The sequence below is a fragment of the Leuconostoc sp. DB-1 genome (assembly GCF_013414845.1).
Lineage (GTDB): Bacteria > Bacillota > Bacilli > Lactobacillales > Lactobacillaceae > Leuconostoc > Leuconostoc mesenteroides.
Genome location: NZ_JABFNJ010000001.1, coordinates 206,138 through 220,132, shown reverse-complemented (window position 1 = coordinate 220,132; position 13,995 = coordinate 206,138). Strand labels below are relative to the sequence as shown.

Annotated in this window: 14 protein-coding genes and 1 riboswitch; of the genes, 2 read left to right on the top strand and 12 right to left on the bottom strand. The window is 37.8% G+C overall.

Annotated features, from left to right (window positions below; translation table 11 throughout):
- Positions 1-687: a VIT family protein gene (locus tag HFP47_RS01085; protein ID WP_011679331.1), complete on the bottom strand. Its 687-nt coding sequence runs from the start codon at positions 685-687 to the stop codon at positions 1-3.
- Positions 688-797: 110 nt separating this feature from the next.
- Between HFP47_RS01085 and HFP47_RS01080 the strand changes: the two genes are divergently transcribed.
- The gene (locus HFP47_RS01080; protein WP_004164584.1) at positions 798-1,202 is read left to right on the top strand and encodes a Fur family transcriptional regulator; all 405 of its coding nucleotides are present in this window, start codon (positions 798-800) and stop codon (positions 1,200-1,202) included.
- 58 nt (positions 1,203-1,260) lie between these two features.
- Here the strand turns inward: HFP47_RS01080 and HFP47_RS01075 are convergent, their stop codons facing one another.
- The gene (locus HFP47_RS01075; protein ID WP_179875927.1) at positions 1,261-2,190 is read right to left on the bottom strand and encodes an alpha/beta hydrolase; all 930 of its coding nucleotides are present in this window, start codon (positions 2,188-2,190) and stop codon (positions 1,261-1,263) included.
- A 157-nt stretch (positions 2,191-2,347) separates the two neighbouring features.
- Between HFP47_RS01075 and HFP47_RS01070 the strand changes: the two genes are divergently transcribed.
- Positions 2,348-4,159, top strand: coding sequence for a M3 family oligoendopeptidase (locus tag HFP47_RS01070; protein ID WP_115230966.1), 1,812 nt, complete (start codon positions 2,348-2,350; stop codon positions 4,157-4,159).
- Positions 4,160-4,195: 36 nt separating this feature from the next.
- Here HFP47_RS01070 and HFP47_RS01065 read toward each other — a convergent pair whose 3' ends face one another.
- The 10 genes from HFP47_RS01065 to HFP47_RS01020 form a co-directional block, all read right to left on the bottom strand.
- Positions 4,196-4,948, bottom strand: a complete 753-nt coding sequence (locus tag HFP47_RS01065) for a DUF1003 domain-containing protein (protein ID WP_179875926.1) — start codon at positions 4,946-4,948, stop codon at positions 4,196-4,198.
- Positions 4,949-5,059: 111 nt separating this feature from the next.
- Positions 5,060-6,466, bottom strand: a complete 1,407-nt coding sequence (locus HFP47_RS01060; protein WP_179875925.1) for an NAD-dependent succinate-semialdehyde dehydrogenase — start codon at positions 6,464-6,466, stop codon at positions 5,060-5,062.
- A gap of 119 nt (positions 6,467-6,585) precedes the next feature.
- Entirely contained in the window at positions 6,586-7,224 is a 639-nt protein-coding gene (gene thiE / locus HFP47_RS01055; RefSeq protein ID WP_011679327.1) for a thiamine phosphate synthase, read from the bottom strand.
- Entirely contained in the window at positions 7,217-8,050 is an 834-nt protein-coding gene (gene thiD, locus HFP47_RS01050; protein WP_179875924.1) for a bifunctional hydroxymethylpyrimidine kinase/phosphomethylpyrimidine kinase, read from the bottom strand. Before thiD ends, thiE begins: the two co-directional genes overlap by 8 nt.
- Positions 8,043-8,822 (bottom strand): hydroxyethylthiazole kinase, encoded by a 780-nt coding sequence (thiM, locus tag HFP47_RS01045; protein WP_014324356.1) that lies wholly within the window; start codon positions 8,820-8,822, stop codon positions 8,043-8,045. Before thiM ends, thiD begins: the two co-directional genes overlap by 8 nt.
- Positions 8,823-8,966: 144 nt before the next feature.
- Positions 8,967-9,057: riboswitch (TPP riboswitch) on the bottom strand.
- Positions 9,058-9,094: 37 nt separating this feature from the next.
- Positions 9,095-9,808, bottom strand: a complete 714-nt coding sequence (locus HFP47_RS01040) for an ABC transporter ATP-binding protein (protein ID WP_014324355.1) — start codon at positions 9,806-9,808, stop codon at positions 9,095-9,097.
- Positions 9,805-10,590: an ABC transporter ATP-binding protein gene (locus tag HFP47_RS01035; RefSeq protein ID WP_179875923.1), complete on the bottom strand. Its 786-nt coding sequence runs from the start codon at positions 10,588-10,590 to the stop codon at positions 9,805-9,807. The genes HFP47_RS01040 and HFP47_RS01035 overlap by 4 nt, the downstream gene beginning before the upstream one ends.
- Positions 10,562-11,536: a branched-chain amino acid ABC transporter permease gene (locus HFP47_RS01030; RefSeq protein ID WP_014324354.1), complete on the bottom strand. Its 975-nt coding sequence runs from the start codon at positions 11,534-11,536 to the stop codon at positions 10,562-10,564. The genes HFP47_RS01035 and HFP47_RS01030 overlap by 29 nt, the downstream gene beginning before the upstream one ends.
- Entirely contained in the window at positions 11,536-12,414 is an 879-nt protein-coding gene (locus HFP47_RS01025; RefSeq protein WP_179875922.1) for a branched-chain amino acid ABC transporter permease, read from the bottom strand. Before HFP47_RS01025 ends, HFP47_RS01030 begins: the two co-directional genes overlap by 1 nt.
- A 57-nt stretch (positions 12,415-12,471) precedes the next feature.
- Positions 12,472-13,647, bottom strand: coding sequence for an ABC transporter substrate-binding protein (locus tag HFP47_RS01020; RefSeq protein ID WP_014324352.1), 1,176 nt, complete (start codon positions 13,645-13,647; stop codon positions 12,472-12,474).
- Positions 13,648-13,995: the final 348 nt, after the last annotated feature.

Sequence of the window (13,995 nt, the reverse complement as noted above, 5' to 3'; positions counted from 1 at the left end):
TTATCTAAACAAACTACCGATTAAGAACGTCACAATCATTGTAAAGATACCGGCAATGACATTACGAATTACGGAATGCTTTTTGTTTGCACCATTTACTTGAGCTGCTGCATATCCTGTAATGGCTAATGCTACAATAACAGCAATAAATGTGGCAATTTCTCGCGTTCCCTGAGGCGCTATAGAAATAGCAACCATTGGTAATATTGATCCTATGGGGAAACTAACTAATGACGCCAAAGCAGCGTGGCCAGCACTTAATTCTTGGTTTAAAGAAAATCCATAGCGTTCGCGGACAGATGTGACCAAGGGATCTTTTGACATCATCTCCTGCGTAGCTTGTTGAGCTAACGTTGATGATATACCTGTTTCTTCATATTTTTTTTGTACAAATTCAAATTCGCCATCGTAATCATTTGCAACAGCCCGAGTTTGAATTTGACGCACTTTTTCTTGTGCATCATGTTGAGAATTGACCGAAACATATTCCCCCATTGCCATCGACACAGTTCCAGCTAACATACCAGCAAACCCCGCTAGTAAGATTGTATCTGTGTGACTAGTAGCACCTGCAACACCTAAAACGATACCAGATACTGATAAAATACCATCATTGGCACCCATAACTGCTGCACGAATAATATTATTTCGCTGCATAAAGCTTGTTTTTTCAGATTTTTCAGACATAACTTCCCCTTGTTGTTAGAACTATTCTAACTCATCTAGTTTCATAAATCAAGTTATTTGGAACAATTCTACATATCATGATATAATAGTAATAAATATGGAGGATTCTTATGACTGATCAAAAATTGCGTACAATATTGCAAGAACACGGTTTAAAAGCTACGTATCAACGAATGGCCGTTTTAGAATATCTCGCCACAAATAAAACCCACCCCACAGCAGAAATGATTCACGAAGATTTAAATAATATTAGTTTGGCAACAGTTTATAACACGCTTGATAAATTAATTGAAACTGGATTAATCATCGCTATAGACATTCATGATGATGGCAAGCGCCACTTTGATTATTATGGTGAGCCACATTATCACATCATCAATCAACAAACTAGTGAGATTATTGATGCAGATAATTTCGATATGGCTCCTTTGTTTGACGCAGCACGTAAAGCTAGCGGTTTAAATATTACAGGATATCATATTGAGATCTTTGGGGTTAATCCAGAAGATTCGTAGTGTTTCTGATATTAACTTTGTTCCAAAAAAGGATCAACTCATTAATGAGTTGATCCTTTTATTTATCATATTTTTCCAAAAATGCTTTTATTTTACTTCTATAAGCGACTGGGTAGTCATGAAAACTTTGAACATGTTTTGAGCCCTTGGTAATCCATAACTGCTTTGGTCCTCTAGAAGCGTTGTACAGCGGGTAAACCATTTTGGTTGGCACAAAAGTGTCGGCCCCACCTTGAATGAAAAAGGTTGGCCGCGTGTTTTTTTCAACTTGTCTCAAAGGACTAGCTTCCTCATATGAGTATCCGGCCCGTACCTTCGAGATACCCGAAACCACATTAACAAGTGGAAACCATGGTAAGCCATACATATCTCCTGCTTCATGTTTAATCTCTTCTATAACACTTGTGTAGGACGAATCAGCAATAATTGCTTTCACCTGATTCGGTAAATCATTTTCACCAGAAGTTGACAACACAGTAGCAGCACCCATGCTCATACCATACATGACAATATCTGATTTTTGACCATTATTTTCTAAAATTTGATTCAACCAACCGATATAGTCTCGCCGATCTAACCAACCGTAGCCAATCATTTCACCCTGTGAATCACCATGTGCACGATTATCTGGAATTAATACGTTGTAGCCCAACTCATGGAATAGCTCACCATATATGGCCATCGTCGTTTTATTGTTGTGCCAGCCGTGAGCCAGGATAGCTGTTTTACCTGTTTTTTTCTCAGCAGGTACGTACCAAGCAATTAGTTTCAAATTATCAGATGTTTTTTGTGTCCATGTTTGCTTTTCACGAGACAAAAAATCATGTTCGTAGTGATAAAGTGAATTTGTTTTTGCACGCAATTTGTCTGGCTTATCTGCTGCTACATCGCGGGCCTCAGCAACATGAAAAAAATACATACCAGCTGATAACAATAAAATAGCAATAAAAACCAAACAACCAATTAACCACTTATACTTTCTTTTCATAAATCACTTTCCCTTATAATCAATCCATAAAATTGTACGCTAATTTTGGTTATGGAGCAAATAAATTATGATTAAAATTGAAGTTTCATAAATTATTATCCCTAGAATTTCATTAAGAATGGTATCATAAATTATAAAGAAAGCGAGGTATATTAACGTGACCTACTCACAAAAATGGAATTTAGAAAGTATATTCCCGGGTGGTATAACTTCACCACAACTCACTCAAAAATATGAACTTATCGCAAAGCAAATCAATGATTTTACTGATATGATAGCCGATTACAGCCTCGCACAGGATAAAGATTTCACGGTGTTGTCTGATTTAGCTGATTTAGCACAAAATATTGGTGCTGGAATTGGTACTGCCAATATTTTTGTTAATGGTTGGTCGTCTGTAGATTATGGTAACAGTGTTTATGCGCCTCATTTTAATAAATTGGGAAACTTATGGGTATCTTTCTCATCTCCTTTAAATGCTTTTCAAAAACTACTTTCAAAATTAGATGATGAAACATTTGAAAAAGCTATCACTACTAGCCGTCTTGCACCAATTGCTTTTTACTTAACAGAGTTGCGTACTGATGCTAAACGATTGTTGGACGATAAAACAGAAACGTTAATTAACAAATTTGATCTTGATGGACAGCAAGCTTGGTCCCAGCATTATGACACAATATCTGCTTCATTATCGATGAGCTATACCGATGAAAACAATAAAACTCGTCAAATTTCCGCTGGACAAGCTTTGAACATGTTAGATGGTGAACCCGATAATGAGGTGCGGGCTAACCTCATGACAAACTATGAAAAAATGTGGGCAAAAGCTGAAAATTTAACGAGTGATACATTAAATCATTTGGCTGGATTTCGTCTAACCAATCAAGAAGCTCATGGTCGTCAATCACACTTAGAACAGCCACTGGAGCTCAACCGTATGTCTCGCGGAACTTTGGATGCTATGTGGCAAGTTGTAGATGCTAACAAGAGTATGTTTAAACCATATTTTGAACGTAAAAAGCAATTACTCGGTTTGAAATCCATCGGTTGGCAAGATCAAGTCGCGCCACTAACCAACATCGGTGACTACAAACCATCAGATGTTTCTTATGATGACGCTGCTAAATTTATTATCGAACAATTTGGTAAGTTTTCACCTAAGATGGCAACGTTTGCTCAAAAGGCTTTTGAGAATAATTGGATTGAATCAGAGAACCGTCCTGGTAAACAACCAGGTGGTTATATGGAATCTGTCCCAGATTTACACGAGTCTCGAATATTTCTAACCTACACAGGTTCAGTAAATGATGCTGCGACAATTGCGCACGAACTGGGTCACGCATTTCACTCTGCGCAGCTAACTGACTTACCATTTTGGCGTGATGCCTATGCTATGAACGTTGCCGAAACAGCCTCAACTTTTGCCGAATTGATTGTTAATGACGCTAACGTAAAAGAAGCAACAACAGATGCCGAGAAAATTGTATTATTAGATGCAAAAATGACTAATCCTATTGCTATGTTTTTAAACATACATGCCCGCTTCTTATTTGAAGATTCGTTTTACACAGAACGTAAGCATGGCCTAGTGACACCACAGCGTCTCAATCAACTAATGGATAACGCGCAAAAAGAAGCTTTTGATGGTATTTTAGATGTCCGTCATCCCCACTTCTGGTCATCAAAACTGCACTTTTTCATTGATTCTGTGCCATTTTATAATTTCCCTTATACATTTGGTTATTTATTCTCATCAAGCATTTACGCGCAAGCACAAAAAGATGGTGACAATTTTGAAGAAAAATATATTGCCTTACTACGTGACACTGCTAATATGACTTCAGAAGAATTAGCAAAAAAGCATCTTGGTGTTGATCTAACGAAGCCGGAATTTTGGCAGACTGGTGCCGATTTGGTTAAAGAAGATATTGACGAATTCTTGTCACTTTCTGAGCAATTTATAAAATAAAAATAGACAGAACAAAAGGCCTAAAGTGTATCACACCTAGGCCTTTTTATTTGTCAACATTTTTAATTTTTGGTGACTATGTAAATCATTGACCTGTTTTTGTAATTCTCCAAGCATTTTTGTCTGCATTTTTTGAATTTCAAATAAATCGGGGTTATCTTTTTGAATAATACGGTCAATTTTAGCATGCAGTACCCTCATCTCCTCCTCGGTCTTTAAATTCACATGGTAATCATTATCCGCGTGCAATCTGTCATAATCAGATGATCGATTCTGACTCATTAGTATTAACGGCGCTTGTAATGCGGCCACCATACTCAAAAATAAGTTTAATAATATAAAAGGGTAGGGATCAAAATGCATGTTGAACAATTGAAAAACATTGGTGATGATCCACATAATCATTGCACAAATGGACACGATAATAAATCCCCAACTACCGCCAAAATGTGCAACATTATCTGCTATTTTTTGGCCAAATGTATAGGATTCTCTTTGATGCTTATTCACATTAACAACTTTAAAACTTTTATCTGTCAATATGTGCGTTAGTTTGTTATTAATATGTTTGTTTGTTCTATGCTTCTCCAATATCATTTTATCGATTTTTTCTAAACGGTATTGAAGCAAATGATCAAAGCAAATAAAATCTGCCAACATGCTGTCAGGAAAATCATGCTTTATCTTTTGTTGTAGTTCAATATCTAGTTCTGCCAGTAAGACACCATCGACAACATTCTTTTCTTCACCATCCACAAAACATGTAAAACTTCTTTGCATACTGGTCATTATTTATCCTTTCCAACCAAGTTCTCAATTTGAAGTAACGAAAAACGATTAAATCTCAGCATTATTCGAGATCTAATCGTCTAACCAGTAATAACCGGCATTTAGTAATTTTTAAACAAATCCACCAAACGTATTATCTAAATCAATTGGTTCCTTTTTGGTAACAATAAGTTCCTTGTTCACAAAGGTTTCGATACCAAAGCGTCCTAGCTCACGTCCATAGCCAGAATTTTTAACACCACCAAATGGTAACTCAGGTAATGTTCCACCAAAACTATTCACATAAACCGCTCCCGTCTCAATACGAGAAGCAACTTCCGTCGCATGCTCAGGTGAACCACCAAATACCACGCCCGATAAGCCATAATTAGAATCATTAGCTAGTGTAATTGCCTCTTCTTCATCTTTCACTTTGTAGACTTGTCCAACTGGACCGAAGAACTCTTGATAATAAGCTGGGTTGTCTTTTGTAATACCAGTTAAAATAACGGGATCAAACAGTGCAGCTGGTTTATCTTGGACAACACTACCATATTCAAGAGTAGCACCGGCCTCAACTGCCGCTTTCACTTGTTTGGTCAAGTTTTTCTTAGCCTTGCTGGTACTTAATGGTGCTAATGTCGTATCTTCCAACAATGGGTCGCCTAGTTTTGCTTCAGCAAAGGCATCTTTTAACATTGTAAGTACCGCATCATAATTTTTTTCGGTTACAATAAACCGTTTAGACGAAGTACATACCTGTCCTGCATTGTATAGACGAGCACCCCCGATAATCTTTTTAATCTCAGATAAATCGGCATCATCCAGAACAATGAATGGATCACTTCCACCAAGTTCAAGCGAACTTTGTTTCATATTTTTACCAGCTTCGGCAGCAATTAATTGTCCAGCACGTTCTGAACCAGTTAACGCCACCCCCTGTACACGATCGTCAGCAATAATTTTATTCACTTGATCGTAATCAATGAATAAATTAGCAAACGCACCAGTAGGGGCACCAGCCCGTTCAACAATTTTTTCAAATTCTGATGCAGCCATTGGCGTATTGCTTGCGTGCTTCAAAAGCATTGGATTTCCAGCTATATAATTTGGTGCAAATACACGAATAATTTGATAGTAAGGAAAATTCCATGGTTCAACCATCATCAATACACCAGTGGGGCGCGAAATTACTTGCGCATCCCCCATCGAGGATTTGATTGGTTCTGGCTTAAGAAAATCTGCACCATTTTTGGCGTAGTAACGAGCAATTGAAACACTTAATGCTACTTCACCTTGAGCCTCGACAAATCGCTTACCCATTTCAATAGTAAGTACCTTAGCTAAATGATCAGCATCTTCTTCCATCAAGTCAGCAATTTTGTTTAATATCTCTGCGCGACTACTAGCCGGGTCATTGCGCCACTTTTTATACAGTGCATGACCTTCGGCAATGGCCTTCTCAACATAAGCGTCATCATGATTGTCAAATGTTTGAATAACTTCGTCGTTAAAGGGATTAATTGTTTGATAGCTCATTTTATTCGACCTTTCTTCAATTAACAAATTACATTTCTGTTCTAAACACCCCTACTATAACACCATTATTCATTCGCAAAGTATATTTTGTTTGTGATATTTTCAGCAAAACACATTATTTATAAATGTAATGAACGCCAATATTTTAAGGTAGCGCTTATATTTGCACTTTGACTAATCATACTGATTACAGCAGCACCGTTAACACCCGTAGATAAAACTGATGACAAATTTATTTCCGATATTCCACCGATTGCCACACTTGGCCATTTACTTTTGCTTGTCAAATATTTTAAACCTTCAACCCCAATCTCTGGATTTGCATCAGCTTTGCTTACCGTCGCAAAAACAGGACCAATTCCGATATAATCAATCCCTTTAATATTCTCTATTCTTTTATATTGGCTGTCATTAGACACCGATACCCCAACAGCTAGATTCCCAGCTAATTGAATATTATTGATAATATCGCCATCTTTTTGCCCAAAATGAACACCCTCTGCATCAATTTCATGTGCTAGTTGAATGTCATCATCAATAATCAATGGTACATGGTAGTCAGCTGTTAGTTGCCGGACTTTTTTGGCTACTCGTAATTTCTCTGATCCACTTAAAGCCAGTTGCCCTTTTTCTCGATATTGAAACACACTGATTTTCGATTGCAGTGCTTCCTCTAAGACTTCAAAAAAATGTCTCTCTCCATTGGTGTCCTGAGTTCCTAATACAAAATAATTTACTAATATGCTCGGATCAAACATTTTCTAGTACCTCTGGAAAATGCCTGTCAGTCACTCTTGCCTGGTGATTAAGCGGTCCATGCCCATGCCCAACATCGATACCTTCACGAATGGTAGCATCAACATAAGCTTTTGCATGAATAATAGCCGTTTTCATATCATCTCCCAAAGCTAAACGAGCAGTAATGGCCGCAGAAATTGTATCCCCTGTCCCGTGAGTTCTAATTGTATCTACCCGTGAGCTTTTAAGCCAAAAATGACTACCATCAGCCAATAGAATATAGTCATAAACATCTTTCCCGGAGGCATGCCCACCTTTTAATAATACGTTTTCAACTCCTAATTGTTGTATCTTTGAAGCTGATTGCATCACATCTTCATGGTTAGTAATGTTTGACCCACTTAAGACTTCAGCTTCTGGCATATTAGGCGTAATGAGCGTTGCCAGCGGTATCAAACTAGACTTAATAGCAACTATGGCCTCATCACTCAATAAGTGAGCGCCTCCCTTGGCAACCATTACAGGATCTAATACATAGTTACCAAAATCTGCTTGTTGTAAAAATTCAGACACTGATTTTACTGTGGGCACATCACCAAGCATGCCACTTTTTACAGCACTTATTTTTAAGTCATCAGCCACTGATTTTAATTGGGCATGGATCATAGATGGTGAAGTCATCGAAACTTGCTGTACACCCATTGTGTTTTGTGCTGTTAGAGCAACAATAACATTAGCGCCATAAACACCTTGGGCGGCAAACGTCTTTAGATCCGCGCTAACTCCAGCGCCACCACTGCTATCCATACCAGCAATTGTTAGAACTTGGGGTGTTTTATTAACCATGATTCAGCACACTTTCCTTAATAAAATTTTGAACATCGATATTATCAATAACAAATAATTCATCTAATAATTGATTTGTAAAAGAACCTGGTTGATTCGTTTTTGTAGCGGCTTTTTGTCCAGCAAGTTTGAATGTAGCCATTGCATTCATCACATTAGGAACCTTTAGCCCATCGGCAATGAACGCACCAATTAATGATGATAAGGCATCTCCTGTACCTACAATAGAAGATAATTGTTCAACATTTATATCAAGTGTTTGTGTGTATTGACCATCACTGACAACGTCACAAGCCCCGCTTAGCGCAATCACTGCACCTGTTTTTTTGGCGGCACGCTGTGCAATTTCAATTACGTCACCTTTTCCAGTAGCATCGATACCTTGACTAGCAAAATCAATATCGGCAAACCAAGCAATTTCGGCTGCATTGCCACGAATAACATCAACATGACCAGAGGCTAAAAATTGTGTAATGGCTTTAGACCTAAATGGAACTGATACAGCAACCGGATCTAATACGACTGGCTTGCCTAATTGGTATGCTTCCTGAGAAAGTTTAATAATATCGTTAATTTCTACTTTTTGAAGCGTCCCTGTGTTAATAATCACCGCATTGGCAATTCCGGCTAATTCCTTAAATTCTGCTAGCTCGCGACTCATTAACGGTGAGGCACCAACAACATTAACTACATTAGCTACAAATTGTGGTGTAACAAAATTTGCATAAGTCAGGACAAGAGGTGATTTCGTTCTAATGTCTGTAATATTCATGATTAAATTCCTTTTTTGTTTGGCTTCGTGTTTTTAAACAAATATCTTCATTAATTTTAAAAATTAACATTAATGAATAAAAAAACCGCTAACTATCAGAAAAGATTAGTTAACGGCTAAATAGGCATATTTATACACTAGAATAGTTCATTATTATAATCTTCCTTCGCACGAATTACCGTAATCAGGTTCAATGGGTATCTCTCAGCCAGCTTGGGCACCCCAGATATTTATTTAATTCTACTTCAGTGTACCTGAATCCATATGAATAATCAACCGCCTAAGTATGCTTTGCGCACGTCATCTGATGCAAGTAGCTCTGCTCCCGTACCTGTCATCGTGATCTTTCCACTTTCCAAAACATAGCCGCGATCCGCAATTTTTAGCGCTTGATTCGCATTTTGTTCGATTACTAATACTGTCATTCCTTGTGCATTAACATTTTTAATAATATCAAAAACTTTCTCAATAAATAGCGGTGCCAAGCCCATGGAAGGTTCATCCAACAATAACAATTTTGGTTTTGCCATTAATGCGCGACCCATGGCTAGCATTTGTTGTTCACCACCAGATAAAGTCGCTGCATCTTGATTACGTCTTTCCTTTAAAATTGGAAACTGATCGTAAATAAGTGTGTATTCATCTTTCAAGTTAATACCCTTGCCTCGAGTAAAAGCACCCAACTGTAGGTTTTCTTGAACAGTCATGCCAGAAAACACGCGACGTCCTTCTGGCACTTGAGCAACTCCACTTGAGACAATTCGCTCTGAATTCATAGTCAATATGTTTTGATTTTCAAATAAAATACGTCCCTTAGTGGGTTTTTCTAAGCCCGAAATCGTACGTAAAATTGTAGTTTTCCCAGCGCCATTAGCACCAATTAGTGATACGATTTCGTTATTGTTCACCACAAAGTTAACATCTTGTACCGCTTTAATGGCACCATAACTTACGTTTAAATTTTCAACTGTCAGTAATGCACTCATTCGTTATTTTCTCCCAAATATGCACGGATCACATCGGCATTTTGCTGTATTTCTAATGGTGTGCCACTGGCTAATAACTTACCGTACTCTAATACATATAATCGCTCACTGACAGCCATAACAAGGTTCATATCATGCTCAATTAAAATAATTGTCATCTTAAATTCTTGTTGAACTTGTTTAATTAAACGTGTTAAATCAGCCGTTTCTTGTGGATTCATACCAGCTGCTGGCTCATCTAAAAATAAGATTTTAGGTTTTGTGGCCAATGCCCGCACAATTTCTAAACGTCGTTGTTGCCCATATGGTAAGTTTGTTGCCAGCGTATCTTGTACCTCCAGCATATCAAAAATACTTAGTAGCTTACGAGCTTCGTTTTTTAGTTGCTCTTCATTTTTATAAAATGAAGGTAAACGAAACAATGAACTGAATACATGTGCCTGAGTACTAGAATTCATAGCAATCATAACATTCTCTAATACTGTTCGACTTTCAAACAAGCGAATATTTTGAAAAGTGCGCGCAACGCCTAATCGAGCACGTTTTGCAGGAGATTGACGATTGACATTAGCTAACTGCTGACCATCAAATAGGAGTACTTCTCCCTCACTAGGTGAATATACACCTGTTAGTAAATTAAATAATGTGGTTTTACCCGCACCATTTGGCCCAATTAAACCAATTAACTCATTTTCGGCAGCTTCAATACTAACACCATCAACAGCAGTTACACCTCCAAAACGGATACTTAAATCACGCGTTTTCAGTATTGTCTGAGCCATGTCCGTCTCCTTCATCAAATAACCATTTCTTTAATGATAGTTCTCGACTACCAAAAATACCTTGAGGTCTAACCAGCATCACAGCAATTAAAATAACAGCGTAGATGACCATACGCAAGGAACCAAAATTTTGTAACATTGTGTCTAACACACCTAACGCAATTGCTGTCACAACTGTCCCACTCATTGAGCCAATCCCACCTATCACAATAATAATTAAGATCATAATACTTTGCATAAAAGCATAGTCTTTAGGCGCAATAGATTGGATGAAACTTGCACGTAAGCTACCAGCCATAGCAGCAAATAATGCCCCTGTCACAAAAGCAATTACCTTATACTTAGTTGTATTAATTCCTAAGGATTCGGCAGCAATTTCATTATCACGAACGGCAATAATGGCTCGCCCAGGCATACTACGAACAAAGTTGACCACAATAATCAATGTTATAACTGCTAGTATATAAACTAATTGCCAACTCACAAAAGGTGCGATGCCAAAAATACCAGCTGGTCCGTTAGTTATTTTCAAGTTCATAATGACAATTCTAATAATTTCAGCAAACCCTAATGTTGCAATAGCCAAATAATCACCACGTAAACGCAAAGTTGGGATACCAACAATTAAGGCAATTACGCCACTGACTACGATGCCTGCAGCCATTCCCAAAATAAAGCCAATGATACCAGGAACAACTTCCATAACTAATGCTGTCGCGTAAGCACCGATAGCCATAAATCCAGCGTGCCCTAACGAAAACTGCCCTGAAATACCAACCACTAGATTAAGTCCCAGTGCAGCAATGATATTAATGCCGATAAGTACAATCGTTGTGATGCCATAATGACCAATAAGGCCAACCATTTGAGCTACGAATATCAAAATGAACCCCATTGCAGCCAAAGATGCCCATGATAACGTGTATTTAATATGCGCTTGATCCATCAAACTTTCTCCCGCTTGTTTTTCCCTAAAATACCAGTCGGTTTAATAAGCAATATGACAATCAACATTGCATACACAATCGCATCTTTGTAATCTGAAAAAGCTGTCGCTTGAACCATTGTTTCCAATATACCGATTAGCCAACCACCTACTGCTGCCCCTGGAATAATGCCTATACCACCCAAAACCGCGGCAACAAACGCTTTCAACCCAGGAGTCATACCCATCACTGGGTCAATACTGTTATAATATAATCCAATCAAAACGCCACCAGCCGCCGCCAATGCTGACCCAATTGCAAATGTAAATGAAATTGTGTGATTGATGTTGATGCCCATTAATGACGCTGCATCTGGATCTGCGGATACTGCCCGCATCGCACGACCCATTTTTGTATTTTTAACAATGTAAGTTAATAACAGCATCAAAACTATTGAAGTTACAGCAATAATCAACTGAATATTTGAAACTTGTATACCATAAAAGTGGTATTGTACTGTCTTAATCGCCTGTGGAAATGAACGTTGATCTGACCCATACAAATAAGTCATGCCATTTTCTAGCAAAAAAGAGATGCCTAAAGCGGAGATAAGAACCGCAATTCTTGGAGAATGACGCAATGGTCGATAGGCAATATACTCAATGACCACACCAATAATGGCGCTTACTGCCATTGCGAGAATTAACGCTATAAAGAAATTCAAATGTAAAACCTTGATGAAAAAATAGCCAAAATACGCACCGAGCATGTATATATCACCATGTGCAAAATTGATTAATTTAATAATACCGTAGACCATTGTATAGCCTAAAGCTAGTAGCGCATAGACACTACCTAGCATAAGACCATTGATTAATTGCTGAATGAAAGTAGTCATTTTAACCTCAAAATATTATCAAACGCATTAGTTTCATACGTTTCTTAGAAAACGTGTTCACTTAACAACTACGGCAGATGACTCTTTACCATCAGTCATACCGACCATAACCATTGATTTGACAGGATTGTGGTCTTTGTCAATTGACATCTTACCAGTTACACCATCAAAATTTTTCAAGTTAGCCAATCCCTTAGTAATTGCCGATTTGCTAGTTGAATTTTCATTTTCAATAGCTGCTTTTATCATGCGAACTGAATCATAAGCTAAAGCTGTAAATTGTGATGGATACTTGCCGTAAGCCTTTTTATAAGCTTTGGCGAATGGTGCTGAAACCTTAGTAGCTGGTGCATCAACTGAGAAATGTGCCGCGTAATAAACATTGCTTGTATTTTTATTTCCTGCAATTTCAGCCGTTTTAGGATCACCAATGCCATCTGGTCCAATAACCGGCACATCAATCCCCATATCACGCATTTGCTTCAAAATTGCGCCACCCTCAGTGTAATAGCCATTGATTGCAATTGCGTCAAACTTTTTATCCTTAATTTTTGTCAAAACTGCTTGAAAGTCTTTCGTCCCTTCTTGATAAGATTCAACATCTACGACGTTACCCTTAAAGGCTTTTTTAAATGCAGATGTGATACCAGTACCGTAATCGGAAGAATTGTCCTGGAAAATCACAATATTTTTAGCTTTTAAAGTCTCTGTGGCAAATTGTGCCATCTTTGTACCCATAAAAGAATTTTTGTATTGTGCGCGGAATACGTAAGGTTGAACATTCCCATTCTTTTGCAAAGTAATGTTGTCTGCACCAGCAGTTGGTGAAATCATCGGCGTCTTACCCTGAGTTGCCACTGGCACTGCTGCTTGAACACCAGAGGTAATCACGGGACCAACGATAGCACTGACTTTTTCTTTGTTAATCAAACTACTTGTTACCGAAGCAGTTTCAGTATTGTCCGTCTTAGCATCTTTGTTAATGATTTTAAACTTATAGCTTTTTCCGTTAACTTTAACACCACCATTAGCATTAATTTGCTTTATAGCAAAGTTAGCACCATCTTGCTCAGCTTTTCCATATGAGGAAGCGTCACCAGATGTATCAAAAACACCCCCAATTTTGATCACATTTGATGTTGATGCTTTGCTAGACTTATTGACTACCCCAAATGCAACAATACCACCAATAGCAACAATAAACGCAGCGCCGACAATTACAATTTTTTTCATTCTTTCTTCTCCAATTTATTCTCTCAATTCCTTCTTTTCGCAAACAAAAAACCCATGAATACCAAAATTCATGGGTTACTAATCGTTAATAATGACAGCAGTTATACTCATCACTTCAACACCCATGAACACTGATTCCAGTTAGTCATGAGTGCGAAAAACCTCATCATGACTACAGCATGAGGAGGAGAAGGAGGGCTTGAGATGAGTTTTGTTTTTGATTCATATTTTGCATGATGTGTTGCCTCCTAATTTCTTAATATCTAATATCATACAGGCCAGTAAAAACATTGTCAAGAACATATCGGGATTTACACGATAAAAATGTGAAAATTAGCCTTCGTAATT

Coding starts and splice junctions, on each gene's coding strand:
- HFP47_RS01060 (WP_179875925.1), bottom strand. CDS start 6,466: ATGAGCTATCAAACAATTAATCCCTTTAACGACGAAGTTATTCAAACA.
- HFP47_RS01075 (WP_179875927.1), bottom strand. CDS start 2,190: ATGAAAAGAAAGTATAAGTGGTTAATTGGTTGTTTGGTTTTTATTGCT.
- thiE (WP_011679327.1), bottom strand. CDS start 7,224: ATGTTTGATCCGAGCATATTAGTAAATTATTTTGTATTAGGAACTCAG.
- HFP47_RS01065 (WP_179875926.1), bottom strand. CDS start 4,948: ATGACCAGTATGCAAAGAAGTTTTACATGTTTTGTGGATGGTGAAGAA.
- thiD (WP_179875924.1), bottom strand. CDS start 8,050: ATGGTTAATAAAACACCCCAAGTTCTAACAATTGCTGGTATGGATAGC.
- HFP47_RS01030 (WP_014324354.1), bottom strand. CDS start 11,536: ATGGATCAAGCGCATATTAAATACACGTTATCATGGGCATCTTTGGCT.
- HFP47_RS01080 (WP_004164584.1), top strand. CDS start 798: ATGACTGATCAAAAATTGCGTACAATATTGCAAGAACACGGTTTAAAA.
- HFP47_RS01040 (WP_014324355.1), bottom strand. CDS start 9,808: ATGAGTGCATTACTGACAGTTGAAAATTTAAACGTAAGTTATGGTGCC.
- thiM (WP_014324356.1), bottom strand. CDS start 8,822: ATGAATATTACAGACATTAGAACGAAATCACCTCTTGTCCTGACTTAT.
- HFP47_RS01035 (WP_179875923.1), bottom strand. CDS start 10,590: ATGGCTCAGACAATACTGAAAACGCGTGATTTAAGTATCCGTTTTGGA.
- HFP47_RS01020 (WP_014324352.1), bottom strand. CDS start 13,647: ATGAAAAAAATTGTAATTGTCGGCGCTGCGTTTATTGTTGCTATTGGT.
- HFP47_RS01085 (WP_011679331.1), bottom strand. CDS start 687: ATGTCTGAAAAATCTGAAAAAACAAGCTTTATGCAGCGAAATAATATT.
- HFP47_RS01025 (WP_179875922.1), bottom strand. CDS start 12,414: ATGACTACTTTCATTCAGCAATTAATCAATGGTCTTATGCTAGGTAGT.